The 16,457-nt window shown below is 62.8% G+C and carries 14 protein-coding genes; 8 read left to right on the forward strand and 6 right to left on the reverse strand.

Annotation, left to right across the window (positions count from 1 at the left end; all coding sequences use genetic code 11):
• Positions 1–63: 63 nt before the first annotated feature.
• The 4 genes from PF049_07785 (at position 64) to PF049_07800 (ending at position 4,342) form a co-directional block, all read left to right on the forward strand.
• Positions 64–1,287 (forward strand): saccharopine dehydrogenase family protein, encoded by a 1,224-nt coding sequence (locus PF049_07785; GenBank protein WBY15519.1) that lies wholly within the window; start codon positions 64–66, stop codon positions 1,285–1,287.
• Between the two features lie 5 nt (positions 1,288–1,292).
• Positions 1,293–1,763 carry a hypothetical protein gene (locus PF049_07790; GenBank protein ID WBY15520.1) on the forward strand — a complete coding sequence of 157 codons (471 nt, stop codon included), beginning with the start codon at positions 1,293–1,295 and terminating at the stop codon, positions 1,761–1,763.
• A complete protein-coding gene (locus PF049_07795; protein WBY15521.1) occupies positions 1,763–2,938 on the forward strand; it encodes a carboxynorspermidine decarboxylase in 1,176 nt (391 codons plus the stop codon). Before PF049_07790 ends, PF049_07795 begins: the two co-directional genes overlap by 1 nt.
• Before the next feature lie 201 nt (positions 2,939–3,139).
• Positions 3,140–4,342, forward strand: a complete 1,203-nt coding sequence (locus PF049_07800) for a type III PLP-dependent enzyme (GenBank protein WBY15522.1) — start codon at positions 3,140–3,142, stop codon at positions 4,340–4,342.
• 138 nt (positions 4,343–4,480) lie between these two features.
• Here the strand turns inward: PF049_07800 and PF049_07805 are convergent, their stop codons facing one another.
• The 5 genes from PF049_07805 to murI form a co-directional block, all read right to left on the reverse strand.
• Positions 4,481–5,140: a LuxR C-terminal-related transcriptional regulator gene (locus PF049_07805; GenBank protein ID WBY15523.1), complete on the reverse strand. Its 660-nt coding sequence runs from the start codon at positions 5,138–5,140 to the stop codon at positions 4,481–4,483.
• Between the two features lie 51 nt (positions 5,141–5,191).
• Positions 5,192–7,423, reverse strand: a complete 2,232-nt coding sequence (locus PF049_07810) for an EAL domain-containing protein (GenBank protein WBY15524.1) — start codon at positions 7,421–7,423, stop codon at positions 5,192–5,194.
• 118 nt (positions 7,424–7,541) lie between these two features.
• Positions 7,542–8,240, reverse strand: a complete 699-nt coding sequence (locus tag PF049_07815; GenBank protein WBY15525.1) for a nitroreductase — start codon at positions 8,238–8,240, stop codon at positions 7,542–7,544.
• 66 nt (positions 8,241–8,306) lie between these two features.
• Complete coding sequence (gene hemA / locus PF049_07820) at positions 8,307–9,527, reverse strand: 5-aminolevulinate synthase (protein WBY15526.1); 1,221 nt, start codon at positions 9,525–9,527, stop codon at positions 8,307–8,309.
• Between the two features lie 77 nt (positions 9,528–9,604).
• Positions 9,605–10,399: a glutamate racemase gene (murI, locus tag PF049_07825; protein WBY15527.1), complete on the reverse strand. Its 795-nt coding sequence runs from the start codon at positions 10,397–10,399 to the stop codon at positions 9,605–9,607.
• A gap of 101 nt (positions 10,400–10,500) precedes the next feature.
• Here murI and plsY point away from each other — a divergent pair, with 101 nt between their 5' ends.
• The 4 genes from plsY (at position 10,501) to PF049_07845 (ending at position 15,554) form a co-directional block, all read left to right on the forward strand.
• A complete protein-coding gene (plsY, locus tag PF049_07830; protein ID WBY15528.1) occupies positions 10,501–11,100 on the forward strand; it encodes a glycerol-3-phosphate 1-O-acyltransferase PlsY in 600 nt (199 codons plus the stop codon).
• Positions 11,097–12,200, forward strand: coding sequence for a DNA-processing protein DprA (gene dprA / locus PF049_07835; GenBank protein ID WBY15529.1), 1,104 nt, complete (start codon positions 11,097–11,099; stop codon positions 12,198–12,200). The genes plsY and dprA overlap by 4 nt, the downstream gene beginning before the upstream one ends.
• A gap of 574 nt (positions 12,201–12,774) precedes the next feature.
• Positions 12,775–15,372 carry a type I DNA topoisomerase gene (gene topA, locus PF049_07840; protein ID WBY15530.1) on the forward strand — a complete coding sequence of 866 codons (2,598 nt, stop codon included), beginning with the start codon at positions 12,775–12,777 and terminating at the stop codon, positions 15,370–15,372.
• Positions 15,372–15,554, forward strand: a complete 183-nt coding sequence (locus PF049_07845; GenBank protein ID WBY15531.1) for a hypothetical protein — start codon at positions 15,372–15,374, stop codon at positions 15,552–15,554. The genes topA and PF049_07845 overlap by 1 nt, the downstream gene beginning before the upstream one ends.
• Here the strand turns inward: PF049_07845 and era are convergent, their stop codons facing one another.
• A complete protein-coding gene (gene era / locus PF049_07850; protein WBY17880.1) occupies positions 15,555–16,442 on the reverse strand; it encodes a GTPase Era in 888 nt (295 codons plus the stop codon).
• Positions 16,443–16,457: the final 15 nt, after the last annotated feature.

The raw sequence follows: 16,457 nt of genomic DNA on the forward strand, positions 1-16,457 counted from the left end.
TAGCGCATTGGCTTATGTGAGCGGCAAGCAAATTCACCATTCAGCGTCCTGCAGGAGCCTTCGATGTCGTCCAAATCCGCAACAGTTCTCGTAATCGGTGCCGGCGGCGTCAGTTCGGTCTGCGTCCACAAGATGGCGTTCAACAAGGACATTTTCTCCGACATCCACCTCGCCAGCCGCACGAAATCGAAATGCGATGCGATTGCCGCCAGCGTGAAGGAGCGTGCCGGGGTCGACATCGCCACCTACGAGATCGATGCCGAGGAAGTCCCGGCAATGGTCAACCTTATCAAGAAGGTGCAGCCCAGCCTCGTCGTGAACCTCGCGCTGCCTTACCAGGACCTGCCGATCATGGACGCATGCCTGGAGGCGGGCGTCGATTACCTGGACACCGCGAATTACGAGCCGAAGGACGAGGCGAAGTTCGAATACAAGTGGCAGTGGGCCTATCACGACCGGTTCAAGGACGCCGGGCTGATGGCGCTGCTGGGCTCCGGCTTCGACCCGGGCGTCACATCCGTCTTCACCATGTGGCTGAAGAAGCACAAGCTGAAGACCATCCGCCAGCTCGACATCCTCGATTGCAACGGCGGCGACCACGGGCAGGCCTTTGCCACCAATTTCAATCCGGAAATAAACATCCGCGAAGTGACTGCGCCCGCGCGTCATTGGGAAAACGGCGAGTGGATCGAAACGCCCGCCATGCAGGTTTCGACCGAGTTCGACTTCGAGGCGGTCGGTCCGAAAAACGCCTACCTCATGTATCACGAGGAGCTGGAAAGCCTCGCGAAGTTCAATCCGGAACTGGAGCGCGCGCGTTTCTGGATGACCTTCGGCGACGAATACATCAAGCACCTGACCGTGCTGCAGAATGTCGGCATGACGGGGATCGAGCCGATCAAGTACCAGGGCAAGGAGATCATCCCCCTGCAATTCCTCGCCGCCGTGCTGCCCAAGCCCGAAACGCTGGGCGAGACGACCAAGGGCAACACCAATATCGGTGTCATCGCGACCGGCGAGGCGCTGGATGGCTCCGGCGAGAAGACGTTCTACATCAACAATATCTGCAGCCACGAGGCGGCCTACGAGGAGACCGGCAACCAGGCGGTCAGCTACACCACCGGCGTGCCCGCCATGATCGGCTCGGCCATGATGGTGCAGGGCAAGTGGGCCGGTGACGGCGTGTTCAACATGGAAGAAATGGACCCCGATCCCTTCATGGACATGCTGAACGAACACGGCCTGCCCTGGCAGGTGAGGGAAATGGACGGACCGGTCGACTTCTAACCAGTATGCAACTCACAGCTGAAGAAGTGTTGACCGACTGCCGACTCGCGCACGAGGCGATGGAAGCCGAGTCGGATCACGACTTGTTGCGAATCCAATGGATCGGAGCCTTAGCTCTCTTACGGTTGGTCGGAGATGTTCTTAACAAGGTAGACGGCAACAGGAGCGAACGGATCAAATCGTCTATTTTGCTCCAATTTCAGCAGGATCGGAATGACGAGATGTGTCGCGAATTTATCAAGGGTTCGCGCGATAGAGTCATTCACACGTACGACCATGACCTGCTGGACGTGAGCGAAATTCCGGTTTTGCTAGAGCACTCTGACGGAGAGTTAGAGAGACACGAATTGGACGAGTGTCTTTTTATGCCTCTGACCAAAGGTTACCGGGCGGGCGAAGATGCTCGGGATGTATATTCTGATGCAATCTCTTGGTGGGTTATGCACATCAACTCAATAAAAGAGAGAATAGCTTGATGGAAACAAAAGCCGGCGATCCGGGCGCGTTTGCGCAGTTCGACCTATCGCGGGTCGACAGTCCCGCATTCGTCGTCGACGCGGCGAAGTTGCGGGCGAATTGCCAGGTGCTGGCAGCCATCCGGGACGAGGCGGACATCAAGGTGCTGAGTGCGCTCAAGGCGTTCTCGATGTTCTCGGTCGCGCCGCTTCTTGGCGAATATCTGGACGGCGTCTGCACCAGCGGTCTGTGGGAGGCACGCCTCGCCAGCGAGTTCTACGATGGCGAGATCAGCACCTATTGCGCCGCCTACAAGCCGGAGGATCTGGAAGAGGTCTGCCGCCTGTCGGATCACGTGATTTTCAATTCGCCCAAGCAGATGGAGCGCGCGGCCCTGATCCTGGAACAGGCCAAGCTGACCGGTGGCGATGTCAGCGTGGGGCTGCGGATTAACCCGCAGGTGCCGACAGGCGAGGTTCCGCGCTACGATCCGTCCAGCCCCGGCAGTCGGCTCGGTTTCCCGCTCGACCAGTTGGAGCCCGAGCACATGGAAGGCGTGGAGGGTATCCACTTTCACAATCTGTGCGAGCAGGATTTCGAGCCGCTGGCGCAGACCTGGGACAAGGTGTTCGATGCGATCGAGCCATGGTTCGGGCAGCTCAAATGGATCAACATGGGCGGCGGGCATCACATCACCCGCGCCGATTACCAGCGCGAGGAGCTGGTGGAGTTCCTCAAGGATGCGAAGGAAGATACCGGCGCGGAAATCTATCTCGAGCCGGGCGAAGCGGTTGCGCTCGATGCGGGTATCCTCGTCGGGACAATCCTCGACACCGGTGTGAACGGGGTGCCTTTCGCGATCACCGATGTATCCGCCACCTGCCACATGCCCGACGTGATCGAGGCACCGTATCGCCCGGCCATGCTGGGCGAGGGGGCAGGGCAAGGGGCCCCGGTGCGGCTCGGCGGCCCGTCCTGCCTCGCAGGCGACATCATCGGCGATTACCACGTGGCCGGCGGCGCCAAGGCAGGCCAGCGTTTCGCGTTCCTGGACCAGGCGCATTATTCGATGGTGAAGACCAACACGTTCAACGGCGTTCCCTTGCCATCGATCTGGCTGTGGGACAGCGAAACCGACGCGCTGGAGCAGGTGAAGGCGTTCGGATACGAGGATTTTCGCAGCCGTCTGAGCTGAGCGCACGATCCATCGCAGATCAGCCCCGAAGCACCCCTTAGAAACTTGCGGAAGGCACAGGCGGTATTCACTTGCGTTTCATGAAGTACGATTTATATGCGCGCCTCCTGCTGCCCCGCCCCCGGAAATGGGGGGACTTCCTAACCGCAAGGCAGCGTGTCGTTTCACGGTCCGCAAGGATTGTTTAGGGGGTCCCTTGAGTTGCAGCATTTTCCCGACGCCAAGGCTGTAGTCCGCGCGCTTTCGCCGGATGAACCGGTCATTCTCAACCGTCCGCACGCAGCAGCGCGCGCGGCGCGTTTCTTTGTCGAGAAATTCCCGGGCAAGTCGCTCTATGCCGTGAAGGCCAATCCCTCGCCGGATCTCGTGAAGATCCTGTGGGACAATGGCGTGACGCATTACGACGTCGCCTCGATTGCAGAGGTGCGGATGGTGCGCTCGGTCCTGCCCGATGCAACGCTGTGCTTCATGCACCCGATCAAGGCGCCGGGCGCCATTCGAGAAGCCTATCGCCAGCACGGTGTGAAGACGTTCAGTCTCGACAGCGTCGAGGAACTGGAAAAGATCGTCGAGGCCTGCCGCGACGAGGACGGCAATCCCGCAACCGACCTGCGCCTTTGCGTGCGCCTGCGCGTGTCGAGCGAGCATGCGGCCCTGTCGCTGGCGGCCAAGTTCGGCTGCGACCTGACCGAGGCGCCGGCCCTGTTGCAGGTCGCTCGCCAGCATGCGGACTGGCTGGGCGTGTGCTTCCATGTCGGCAGCCAGGCGATGAGCCCGTTTGCCTTCGTGCAGGCGCTGGACCGCACCCGCGCCGCCATCGCAGAGGCGTCGGTCGTGATCGACATGATCGACGTGGGCGGCGGCTTCCCGAGCATCTATCCCGGAATGGAGCCGCCACCGCTGGAAGATTATTTCCAGATCATCCACCAGCATTTCTACGCGCTGCCCATCGCCTACAACGCCGAACTGTGGTGCGAGCCCGGCCGCGCGCTGTCGGCGGAATATTCTTCGCTGGTGGTCAAGGTGGAGAAACGCCGGGGCGACGAGCTCTACATCAACGACGGGGCCTATGGCGCGCTGTTCGATGCTGCGCATGTCGACTGGAAATTCCCGGTCAAGCCGCTGGAAGACGACCTGATCAAGCCGGACATGGACTTCGCGTTCTACGGTCCGACCTGCGACGATGCCGATTACATGCCCGGTCCCTTCGCGCTGCCGGAGGATATCCAGGCAGGCGACTACATCGAGATCGGGATGCTGGGTGCGTATGGCGCCGCGATGAAAACCGGCTTCAACGGCTTTGGCGAGGCAATCAGCATCGACGTGGAAGACGAGCCGATGGCGAGCCTGTACCGCGGCGACCGCGATCGCCCGGCGACCGACAACGTGGTCAATCTGCGCTGAGTTTTGCGGGGATTTCCCGGGGGGAGGGTGCCGACTGGACCTTCGTCTTAAAGGGGGAGATTCGACAGCAGGTTCAGCCGGCAGGTTTTATTTGGGAACCGGCGCCGCGATTAACAGCCTGACCCGAAGTCCATGGCTTCAGATACCGGCCTCTACCGCGATGCGGACGAGGTCGGCACTGGAGCTCAGCCCCAGCTTCTCCATCGCCAGGCCGCGGTGCATCTTGACCGTCTTTTCCGACAGGCCAAGCTCGGCGGCAACCTGCTTGTTGCGCAGGCCCGATGCCACCATCCGGGTCACTTCGAGCTGGCGCGGCGAAAGGGTCTTGAGCGCTTCCGTCGCGCGGCGCTGGCGACCGATCGATACGCTGGACTGGTCTTCCGACACCTCTACCTGGCTGCCGAGGAAAAACTGCAACTCGTCGTCGTCGCTATAGATCGGCGCGACCAGAACGGCATTGCGGAACGGGGTTCCGTCCTTCTTGTAATTCAGGATCTCGACCAGAACCGGCTTGCGCTCTCTCACGCCTTCGCGGATGCGCTCCGTCAGCCAAGGTTCGGTGCCTTCGCCCGCCAGGAAGCGGCAATTGCGACCGACGCATTCCTCGGCAGAGAAACCGGTCAGTTCCTCGAATGCCTTGTTGACGGCGACCAGCGGATTGTCGGGCAGGCGCGGATCGGAAACGACGGATGCAATCGGGCTCGCCTCGATCAGGGTCAGGACCCATTCCGGCGGAGGCTCGAATGATACGGGAGGCTGGTTCTTGTCCGAACCGTTCGATGGCTTTCCGTCACTCATGACACGCATATCGGTGCGAATTGCAACGAAATCAACTTATCTTGTGGACTTTCAGCCCAGGCCTTTCCCGCCGACCTGGATTTCCATGAATTGCGGCTTGCTCGTCGGCTTGCCGGAGATCGCCTCGTGCGGATAGCGGCCTTCCGGAATCGAAGTGAGCGGCATCCCCGCAGCGGCAAGCGCATAGGGAGAGACCCGGTGCCGCGTGCAAAGGCCGCCGGCCCCGTCGCTCACCAGCGGGGATTCGAACTCGACCGCGATGGTCGCATCCCGCGAACGCTTCACTTCGCACACGACCAGCTGTCCGCCGCCAAGGTCGAGCACCAGCGGCGTCCCCACCGGAACGCCGGCCAGTCCCTCGATACGCGAACCGCGCGTCGACAGGTCGCGCATCGTGGCGGTATAATGATGATCGTCGTGAATGATGCCGATCTTGCGGAACACGGAGCGTCGCTCGCTGCGATACTTGTCCGGCCCTTCCGGCTCGATCTTGAAACTGCCGCTTTCGATGCATTGCAGGATGACCTCCTGCGTAAGCGCCTTCGAATAGAGCCAGCCCTGGATCAGCTTCGCGCCCTTGTCGCGCACGACCTTCAGCTGGTCGAACGCTTCGACGCCCTCGACCGTGGTTTCCATGCTCAGCGCATTGGACAGGCCGACGATGGCAGCGATGATCTTGGCGCTGTTCTGCTCCTGCTCGGTACAGGAATCGACGAAGCTGCGGTCTACCTTGATCTTGTCGAACGGGGCGGAGCGCAGGTAGCTGAGCGAGGAATATCCTGTTCCGAAATCGTCCAGAGCCAGCCTCACGCCGAGACCCTTCAGCGTCTTGAAGGTTTCGTCGGTCGCTTCGAAATCGCCGAGGAAGATCGTCTCGGTCAGTTCCAGTTCCAGGCGTCCGGGCTCGAAGCCGCTATGGGCAAGGACATTGGCCACGACTTCGGGGAAGTTGCGCGTGGCGAACTGCACCGGCGAGACATTGACCGCGACCTTCACCGTCGACGGCCACTCGGATGCATCCTTGCACGCCTGGCGCAGGGCCCATTCGCCCATCTGGTTGATGAGGTCGCTTTCCTCCGCAACCGGGATGAACTGCGCCGGGCTTACGAAACCGCGTTCCTCGTGCTGCCAGCGCATCAGCGCTTCCATGCAGACCACCGTGTTGTCGACCGCGTCGACCACGGGCTGGTAATGCAGTTCCAGATCCCCATTCGCCAGGGCTTCGCGCAAATCGTCGAGCAGCGCCTGTCGCTCCTGCTCTTCGTCCTTCAGGTCGCTCGCATAGAAACGAAACTGGCCTCGTCCGCCGTTCTTTGCCGCGTAGAGCGAAAGATCGGATGCCTTCGCCAGTTCCTCCCGCTCCAGCCCGTCATAGGGCGCGATGGCGATGCCGACGGACGTGCCGATGACGGCGCGCTTGTCATCTTCCAGGGGGTAGGGCTGGCTGACGATGGCGATGATCTTCTCGGCGATCTCGCCCAGGGTCCCGCGATCGTCGATATCGGGCAGGATGATCTGGAATTCGTCGCCGCCAAGGCGTCCGACTTCGCCGCGATTGCCGATGATCGACTTGATCCGTTCCGATGCCTGAACCAGCACGCTGTCCCCGGCCGCATGGCCGAGCGTGTCGTTGACCTGCTTGAACTTGTCGAGGTCGAGCATCATCAGCGCGCAGGCCCGTTCCGCCTGCCGGTAGCTGGCCAAAATCGAGTCGAGCCGCTTGTTCATGTAATGGCGGTTGGCGAGGCCGGTGAGGGAATCGAATTCCGCCAGCCGGGAATCGATCAGCTTGCGCTCGTATTCGACTGAGACATCCTCGGCATAGCCGCGATAGCCGACGAAATTGCCGTTCGCATCGAACTTGGGATGCGCGGTCAGCGTCCACCAGGTCTGCTTCACGTCATGCCGGGACTTGCCGAGCGCATAGCGAACCGTCAGCCCGTTCAGCTTCGTGTGCGCTTTCAGCTGGAAACTGAAGGGACGCTGGGTGCCCTGATCGGGATTGTCCGGATCGGTCTCGAACAGTTCGACGACTTTCTGGCCGACCAGTTCTTCCGGCTGCTTGCCGACCGAACCGGCAGCGGCTTCGGTGATGTAGGTCAGGCGCCCTTCGGCATCGCTGGCCCATATCCACCCGATCCCCGCATCCTCGATATCCTCCATGACCTGGAGACGGGTTTCGCCGAAGTGCCCCGGCTTGGACTGTGCATCGTTTGCAGCTGCAGCGGCATCGCCGGCGTCACCGCGGCTACCCAGACTGCTCAGGATTGAACGCACCGACATTGCTGTGGTGACCTGCCTTTCTTGCGACCTTTGAAGGCTGCAATAGGCACTGCGTGGTTAATAACCCCCTAAGTCGGGGGCCGCCACCAAGGCTTGCGATGGACCCGCAGTCTCCCGGTCAATCGTCCTCGAATCCGACGAAACGGACAGCGTCTTCGGGATCCTTGCGATTGGTGTAGACGGAGTTTGCCGGAAACTCGGGGTCGGGCCAGCCCATCGCCACCGCTTTCATGATGACCTGGTCGTCCGGAATGCCCGCATGTTCTCGCACGACGGGGCTCTGCATGATGCCTTGGGAGTTGATCACGCAGCCAAGACCCCGGCTCCATGCCGCATTGACGAGAGCGGTGGTGGCCGCACCGCAATCGAACGCGGTGTCGTCGCTGCCCGACAATTCCCGGTCGAACGTCACGATGACGCAGACGGGGGCATCGAACTGGCGAAATCCGCGCAGGACCCAGTCCTGCCGTTTTTCCTTGTCGTCGCGTTCGATACCCATCGCGCCGAAGAGCTGTACCGCGACCTCGATCTGGCGTTCGCGGTGGACGCCGGCAAAGGGCTCCCCGCGGCGGAATTCGCGGCTGTCGGGTTCGCCTGCGAGGATGCGTTCGGTATTGCCCTTGCGGATGCGGTCGAGCGGTTCGCCGGTGATGGCGTGGAAATGCCAGGGCTGCGTATTCATCGACGTCGGCGAGCGCATGGCGAGGCCGATGACCTCTTCGATCAGCGCCTTGGGCACGGGCTTGTCGAGATAGCCGCGGATGGATTTCCGCCCGCGTACGACTTCAGCGAAGGTCTGGTCCGGATTGCCGCTCATGAATGCTCCTGAAATGATTTCAGGCGGCTCTAGCGCAGCGGCGCGCAGGTGCAAAATACCCTATGCTCAGGCGGCCTCGGCCAGCTCCATGTCGAGCCTGTCCCAGATCTCCACCAGCGCATCGGTCAGTTCGCGCATCATTGCTTCGGTATGCGCGGGGCCGGGGGTGAAGCGCAGGCGCTCCGTCCCGCGGGGCACGGTGGGATAGTTGATGGGCTGAACGTAACAGCCATATTCGGCGAGCAGGATGTCGCTGATCTTCTTCGCCCGCACCGGGTCGCCGACCATCAGCGGCACGATATGCGTCGTGCTGGGCATCACGGGCAGGCCAGCATCGCGCATCATGGTCTTGAGCGTGGCGGCGGCAGCCTGCTGGCCGTCGCGTTCCTCGCTCGAGGATTTGAGATGCTTCACCGCGGCCAGCACGCCCGCGACGAGGGCAGGGCTGAGCGAGGTGGTAAAGATGAAACCGGGGGCATAGCTGCGGATGCAGTCGATGATTTTTGCATCGGCGGCGATATAACCGCCCATGACGCCGAACGCCTTGCCCAGCGTGCCTTCGATGATGTCGATCCGATGCGCAGCCTCGTCGCGTTCGGAGATGCCGCCGCCGCGCGCCCCGTACATGCCGACGGCGTGCACTTCATCGATATAGGTAAGGGCGTTGTATTTCTCTGCCAGGTCGCAGATCGCGTGGATCGGAGCGACGTCGCCGTCCATGGAATACACGCTTTCGAAGGCGATGACCTTGGGCGCGTCGATGTCTTCTGCCGCCAGCAGTTCTTCCAGATGTTCCAGATCGTTGTGGCGGAACACCCGTTTGGGACAGCCGGAATTGCGGATGCCGGCAATCATGCTGGCGTGGTTCAGCTCGTCGGAGAAGATCACGCAGCCCGGCAGCAGCTTCGACAGCGTGGACAGCGTCGCGTCGTTGGAGACATAGCCGCTGGTGAAGAGCAGCGCGTTTTCCTTGCCATGCAGGTCGGCGAGCTCGCGCTCCAGTTCGATGTGGTAATGCGTGTTGCCGCCGATATTGCGCGTGCCGCCGGACCCGGCGCCGACATCGTGCAGCGCCTCTTCCATTGCGGAGATCACCTTGGGATGCTGACCCATGGCGAGGTAATCGTTGGAGCACCAGACCGTGATCGGCTTGGGGCCGTTGTGACCGGCAAAGCACCGCGCATTGGGAAACGCACCCTTGTTGCGCAGGATGTCGATGAAGACGCGGTAGCGTCCCTCGGCATGAAGGCGATGGATCGCCTGGTCGAAGATATGGTCGTAATTCATGGCTTCGGCCTCGCAGATAATGGCACAATCCCTCGAATGCCACCGTGATCTTTGCGAACCGTTCGCAGGAAAGCGGGTTAAATCCGATCTATCTGATCGAGGCCGTAGGTCTTGAGGGTTTCGACGAGCGGCTTTGGCAGGGTGGCCCCGCCGGTCATGACCATGCGGTCCGGGCGACCGGAAGCGAACTCCTGCCCGTCGGACAGGGCGGCGATGCGGCGGGCGATGCCTTGCGCCCCGTCGATGAGCGTAACGTCCTTGCCGAATGCCTCCTGCAGCTCGCCGCGCAGCAGCGGGAAGTGGGTGCAGGCGAGCACCACCACATCAATGTCGCGCCCCCCTTGCTGCAGGCTGAGGCCGGTGCAGGCATTGGCCACCGCGTCGACCGAGATATGTTCGCCCCTCAGCTTCGCCTCGGCCAGCATCACCAGGTCGGGCGCGGCATGGCGCAGCATGGTCTTGCCGCCGGCATGCTCCCGTTCCAGGTCGTCGACATAGGCCTGCCGGATCGTGGCCTCCGTCCCCAGAATGCCGAAGGTGCCGGTCCGCGTCAGCTTTGCTGCAGGCTTGATCGCCGGAACCGTGCCCACAATCGGGGTCTCCAGCACGTCGCGCACCATCGACAGTGCGATGGTGCTGGCGGTATTGCACGCAATGCAAATGAGGCGCGGCTGGTATCGCTCGCTCAGCCGGCCAAGCAACCCGCAGACCCGCGCGGCGATTTCCGCTTCGGTCTTGCCGCCATAGGGCAGCCCTGCAAAGTCGGCGGCGTAGATCAGCGGCGCGCCGGGCACGGCCTCGCGCACGGCGGGCAGGATCGAAAGTCCGCCGACGCCCGAATCGAACAGCAGGATGGGACTTTCAGGCTTCACCGAATGCTCCAGATCGTGGGCGCCCGCGCTTGTGCAGGCCGTGCTTTTCCTTCTAGTGCAGCGCTATAGGACAATGGACCGCCGCGACAAGCTCGGGGCGAATGGAGGTCGATTTGGAAGCGTGGATTCCCGCCCTGATGGGCTATCTGATCGGGTCCATCCCGTTCGGCCTGTTGCTGACGAAGGCCGCCGGTCTTGGCGATGTGCGCAGTATCGGCAGCGGCAATATCGGCGCGACCAACGTGCTGCGTACCGGGAACAAGGGGCTGGCCGCCGCCACCCTGCTCCTCGACCTTGCGAAGGGGTTCGTCGCCGTGTTCGTGGCCGGGCAGATCTGGGACGAGAAGGCGATGGCCTTCGCCGCGGGCGCTGCGGTTCTTGGCCATTGCTACCCCGTCTGGCTCGGCTTTAAGGGCGGGAAGGGCGTGGCGACCAATGCGGGTGTCGCCTTTGGCCTCGGCTGGCCGATCGGTCTGGCCTACGCGTTCGTGTGGCTGAGTGTTCTGGCGATCTTCCGCATATCGTCGCTTGCCGGCATGGCGGCGGTCGTCGCTGCCGCCGCTGCCGCTCCGCTCTTCGGATACCCGCAATTCTTTCCCGTGCTGGCAGCCATCGCGGTGCTGATCGTCTACCTGCACCGCGAGAACATCGCGCGGCTGGCGAGGGGCGAGGAGCCTAAGGTCGGCTCGTCGAAAAAGTGAGCCTCAGCCAGTCCGAAGCTTTCGCGCGCATTCGCCTGCTGCGCAGCCCGCGTATCGGGCCGGTCAGCTATGCCCAGCTGCTTGCGCGCTTCGGCACGGCAGAGGCCGCGCTGGAGGCGCTGCCCGACTTGGGCAAGAAGGGCGGGGCGAGCTACAAGGCCGCACCGGTCGACCGCATCGAGCGAGAGGTCGAAGGGGTGCGTAAGGCCGGCGCGAAATACCTTTTCCATGACCAACCGGATTATCCCGACCTACTGGGCCAGATATCGGGCGCGCCGCCGATCATCAGCTATCGCGGCGACCTGTCGCTGGCATCGAAACCCTGCGTCGCGATGGTGGGCGCGCGCAATTCCAGCGCAGCGGCGGTGAAGCTGGCGCGGGAGTTCGCCTCTGCGCTGGCGGGAGAGGGCTTCACCGTCGTCTCCGGCCTGGCGCGCGGAATCGACGGGGCGGCGCACGAGGGCGCGTTTCCGCGCACCATCGGCGTGATCGCCAGCGGGATCGACATCGCCTACCCGCCGCAGCACGCCGAGCTGCAGGAGCGGATTGCGAGCGAAGGCCTGCTGGTCGCCGAACAACCGCCCGGCACAGAGCCGCGCGGCAGCCACTTTCCCAGCCGCAACCGCATCATCGCCGGGCTGGCGGGCGGCACGCTGGTGGTGGAGGCGGCGGTCAAGTCCGGCAGCCTCATCACCGCACGGCTGGCGGGCGAGGCGGGGCGCGAGGTCATGGCCATCCCCGGCAGCCCGCTGGAAGCCCGCAGCCACGGCTGCAACCACCTGATCCGCGAAGGCGCGGTGCTGGTGCAATCGCCCGAAGACGTGGTCGAACTCCTCACCGACTTCGATGGCAACCCCCGCAGCACCTTCCGCGAGGCCTCGCAGGATTACGACGCTTTTGGTTTGGCAGGGGCGCCGGAGGAGATGGCCGAGGCCGAATCCGCCGACTTAGAGAGCCTGCTGACAACCGCGCCCGTGGCCGTGGACGAACTCATCCGACAATCGGGCGCAACCGCCGCAGCGGTGCAATTGGCGCTGCTGGAACTGGAGATCGCCGGGCGACTTGAGCGCCACGCGGCGGGGCGGGTGAGTCTGAACTAGCTAGCCGTCCGAATTGCAGATTTCGAACAGGATAGACTTGCCAATACTTCCCGGTACCGTTCGCCGGTATTGGAAATCAAAATCATCAATGTCGTGAGATCGCGAGGTTATTGTGCCATTCGGCGCGTAGGAGATGCTAGACACTTGCTGCATTTCGCCGCGTTCGCATGCAACTCTCACCAATGTCTTCGTTTCGCGGTTTCTCGTCGTTCGATCTTCGCTGTGTTCTTAGAGGACCCAAGCTTCAGCAACAATAAAATTCCTGCCGAACTTCGACGGTAGACGTCTTATAGATGCTTCATCCAGAAAGATGCTCGTGCCAGATTTCGTCGAAGTAACATACGTCCAACCTTGATCCTGGGCGCTTGCCTGCGAAGCCATCGCTAAAATCGAAATCGGGCCTAGCACGGCAAATCTTAGAGCTGTGGTGCGGCTAGCGATCAATCTCTCTCTCCTTCGCTTCTCACGTAATTATCTTTTCCAAGTAAAGCTATCCCACTTGACCCCCTCCGCACCCCGACCCCACCTTCGCGCGTATACGCATACGCACACGTAAGGGACTGCCCACACCACCATGCAACTGGTCATCGTCGAATCGCCCGCGAAGGCGAAAACCATCGAGTCTTACCTCGGCAAGGACTTCAAGGTCCTCGCTTCCTACGGTCATGTCCGCGACCTGCCGCCCAAGGATGGCAGCGTGCGGCCGGACGAGGATTTCGCGATGGACTGGGAACTCTATCGCGACAAGCAGAAGCGCTTCAAGGAAATCAGCGACGCGGCGAAGAATGCCGACCGGCTGGTCCTCGCGACCGACCCCGACCGCGAGGGGGAGGCTATCAGCTGGCACGTCCAGGAGCTCCTGAAGAAGCGAAAGGCGTTGCCGACCAAGGTCGACCGCGTCACCTTCAACGCCATCACCAAGAAGGCGGTGACCGAGGCGATGGCGCGCCCCCGCGAGCTCGATACCGACCTGATCGATGCCTATCTCGCCCGCCGCGCGCTCGATTACCTGTTCGGCTTCACGCTGAGCCCAGTGCTGTGGCGCAAGCTGCCCGGCGCGAAGTCGGCGGGCCGGGTGCAATCGGTCGCGCTGCGGCTGGTGTGCGAGCGCGAGCACGAGATCGAGATCTTCAGGCCGGACGAATACTGGTCCGTCCTCGCCAAGATGGAGCAGGACGGGACCGCCTTCGATGCGCGGCTGGTCAAGTTCGAGGGCAAGAAGCTCGACAAGCTGACGCTCGGCAATGAGGGCAGCGCCATGGCTGCGAAGACCGCGGTGGAGCAGGGCCGCTTCACGGTCGAGGATATCGAGACCAAGCCGCTCAAGCGCAATCCCTCGCCGCCGTTCACCACCTCTACGCTGCAACAGGAAGCGGCGCGCAAGCTCGGCTTCTCGGCCAGCCACACGATGCGCTGTGCCCAGTCGCTCTACGAAGCGGGTGCGATCACCTATATGCGGACCGACGGCGTGCAGATGGACATGTCGGCCATCATGGCCGCGCGCGATGCTATCGCGGAGCGGTTCAGCGAGGATTATCGCCCGGAAAAACCACGCTTTTACAGTACGAAGGCGAAGAATGCTCAGGAGGCGCACGAGGCGATCCGCCCGACCAGCTTTCTGAAGAAGAGCGCGGGATCGGGCGACGAGGCGAAGCTTTACGACCTCATCTTCAAGCGCGCGATGGCGAGCCAGATGTCGGCCGCGCAGCTGGAACGCACCACCGTCACCATGCGCGATGCGACCGGCCAGCACGAGCTGCGCGCGACGGGGCAGGTCGTGAAATTCCCCGGCTTCTTCGCGGTCTACCAGGAAGGGTTCGACGACAAGTCGGACGATGACGACCAGGAAGGCCTGCTGCCCGCCATGCGCAAGGGCGATACGCCGGCAAAGACGGCGGTCGAGGCCAACCAGCACTTCACCCAGCCGCCGCCGCGTTTCTCCGAAGCATCTTTGGTCAAGCGGCTGGAGGAACTGGGCATCGGGCGTCCGTCGACCTATGCCAGCACCATCCAGACCCTGCGCGATCGCAATTACGTGCGGATGGAGAAAAACCGTTTCTTTGCAGAGGAATCGGGCCGGCTCCTTACAGCATTCCTCGAACGCTTCTTCCCGCAATATGTCGCCTACGACTTCACCGCCGGGCTGGAGGACGAACTCGACGTCGTGTCCGACGGGCGCGAGGAATACAAGAAGCTGCTCGCCAAGTTCTGGGCCGACTTCAAGCCCAAGGCCGACGAGGTCATGGAGAAGATGCCGAGCGAGGTCACCGAGGTGCTCGACAGCTACCTCTCCGACTTCCTCTTCCCCCCGCGCGAGGACGGCAAGGACCCGCGCTACTGCCCGCTTTGCGACCAGGAAGGGCGCGAGGGCGGCGAACTGCACCTTCGCGGCGGGCGCTTCGGCGCGTTCGTGGCGTGCAACAATTATCCCGAATGCAAATACACCCGCCGCTTCGCCCAGCCGGGCGCGGATGGCAGCGACCCGGCGGAAGACGGTCTGATGGGCGTCCATCCGGAAACGGGCGCGGAAATCCACCGCAAGTCGGGCCGCTTCGGCCCCTATGTCGAAATGGAGGAAGGCGAGGAAAAGAAACGCGCCAGCATCCCCAAGGATGTCGACGATTTCGACCTCGAATGGGCGGTCAAGATGCTCGGCCTGCCGCGCATTGTCGGCCAGCACCCCGAAAGCGGCGAGGATATCGAGGCGGGCGCATGGCGCTACGGCCCGGCGGTGCGCCACAAGGGTACGTACGGCAAGCTGCAGAACACCGCCGAAATCTTCGAGATCGGCATGAACCGAGCGGTCGACCTGCTGGCCCAGTCGGCCAATCGCAAGGGCGGCGGGCGTGGGAAGGCGGAACCGATCAAGACGCTGGGCGAACACCCGACCAGCGGCGGCGAGATGAAGGTGATGCCGGGCCGCTACGGGCCGTATGTTACCGACGGCACGACCAACGCGACGATCCCGAAGGATGTGAAGCCGGAGGACCTGGAGCAGGCACAGGCGATCGAACTGATCGACGCCCGCGCCGCGAAGGGCCCGCCGAAGAAGAAGGGGCGCAAGAAGGCTCCGGCAAAGAAGAAGGCGGCGCCTAAGAAGGCGGCCGCCGCGAAAAAGTCCCCTGCCAAGAAAAAGGCCCCCGCCAAAAAACCGGCGGCCAAGGCAGACTGATGGCGAAGGAACGCTTCGAGCGGCACAAACAACCCTGGACCGGCGAGGAAGCGGGCAAGCTCAAGCTGCTCGCCGGTAAGGGACAGGGCATCAAGCAGATCGCCAAGGCCCTGAACCGCAGCGAGGAATCGACCAAGAGCTTCGCCAAGCAGCAGAAGATTGCGATTGCCAAGAAGCGGTAGCTAGCCCTTCCACTCCAGCCCGATTTCCTCGAACACTTCGCGGTCTTCGTCCCAGTTCTCCTCGACCTTCACGTGGAGGAAGAGGTGGACCTTGCGGCCGAGCATTTCGGCGAGTTCCTCGCGGGCGGCCTGGCCGATTTCCTTGATGCGGGAACCGCCCTTGCCGAGCACGATGGGGCGCTGGCTTTCGCGGGCGATCACGACCTGCTGGTGGATTTCCACGCTGCCGTCCTCGCGCTCGATATAGCGTTCGGGGCGCACCGCGCTGGCATAGGGCAGTTCGTCGTGCAGCTGGCGGTAGAGCTGTTCGCGGGTAATCTCGGTGGCGAGCAGGCGTTCTGACGCGTCGCTGACCTGGTCCTCGGGATACATCCACTCCGCTTCCGGCATGCGGGCAGCCAGCGCGGCCTTCATTTCCGGCACGCCGTCGCCTGTCAGGGCGGAGACGAAGAACACCTCCTCGAACTCCGCTTTCGCGCCCAAATCCTGCGCCAGCGCCAGCAGCGGCTCCTTCTTTGCGCGGTCCACCTTGTTGAGGACGAGGATCTTGCGTTCGGGCCGCTTAGCCAGCGCCTCGACCAGCGGCTCCAGCTCGTGCCGACGTTGCTTGATCGGATCGACCAGCAGCAGAACCGCGTCCGCGGCTTGCGTCCCGTCCCACGCAGCCGTCACCATCGCCCGGTCGAGCTTGCGCTTGGGCGCGAAGATGCCCGGCGTATCGACGAGGATCATCTGCGTGTCGGGCTGTTTATCCGGATACAGCGCAATGCCGAGCATTCGGGCGCGCGTCGTCTGCGCCTTGGCGCTGGTGATCGCGACCTTTTGCCCGACGAGCTGGTTCACCAGCGTGGACTTGCCTGCATTGGGCGCGCCGATCACCGCAACCATGCCGCATTTTTGCCC

The organism is Erythrobacteraceae bacterium WH01K, assembly GCA_027941995.1.
In the GTDB taxonomy this organism is placed as follows: domain Bacteria; phylum Pseudomonadota; class Alphaproteobacteria; order Sphingomonadales; family Sphingomonadaceae; genus CAJXSN01.

What these genes read in the sequence shown, in the direction of transcription:
- PF049_07785 (WBY15519.1), top strand. Translation starts at nt 64, where the DNA reads ATGTCGTCCAAATCCGCAACAGTTCTCGTAATCGGTGCCGGCGGCGTC.
- PF049_07790 (WBY15520.1), top strand. Translation starts at nt 1,293, where the DNA reads ATGCAACTCACAGCTGAAGAAGTGTTGACCGACTGCCGACTCGCGCAC.
- PF049_07795 (WBY15521.1), top strand. Translation starts at nt 1,763, where the DNA reads ATGGAAACAAAAGCCGGCGATCCGGGCGCGTTTGCGCAGTTCGACCTA.
- PF049_07805 (WBY15523.1), bottom strand. Translation starts at nt 5,140, where the DNA reads ATGAGTGACGGAAAGCCATCGAACGGTTCGGACAAGAACCAGCCTCCC.
- PF049_07810 (WBY15524.1), bottom strand. Translation starts at nt 7,423, where the DNA reads ATGTCGGTGCGTTCAATCCTGAGCAGTCTGGGTAGCCGCGGTGACGCC.
- PF049_07815 (WBY15525.1), bottom strand. Translation starts at nt 8,240, where the DNA reads ATGAGCGGCAATCCGGACCAGACCTTCGCTGAAGTCGTACGCGGGCGG.
- hemA (WBY15526.1), bottom strand. Translation starts at nt 9,527, where the DNA reads ATGAATTACGACCATATCTTCGACCAGGCGATCCATCGCCTTCATGCC.
- plsY (WBY15528.1), top strand. Translation starts at nt 10,501, where the DNA reads ATGGAGGTCGATTTGGAAGCGTGGATTCCCGCCCTGATGGGCTATCTG.
- topA (WBY15530.1), top strand. Translation starts at nt 12,775, where the DNA reads ATGCAACTGGTCATCGTCGAATCGCCCGCGAAGGCGAAAACCATCGAG.
- PF049_07845 (WBY15531.1), top strand. Translation starts at nt 15,372, where the DNA reads ATGGCGAAGGAACGCTTCGAGCGGCACAAACAACCCTGGACCGGCGAG.
- era (WBY17880.1), bottom strand. Translation starts at nt 16,442, where the DNA reads ATGGTTGCGGTGATCGGCGCGCCCAATGCAGGCAAGTCCACGCTGGTG.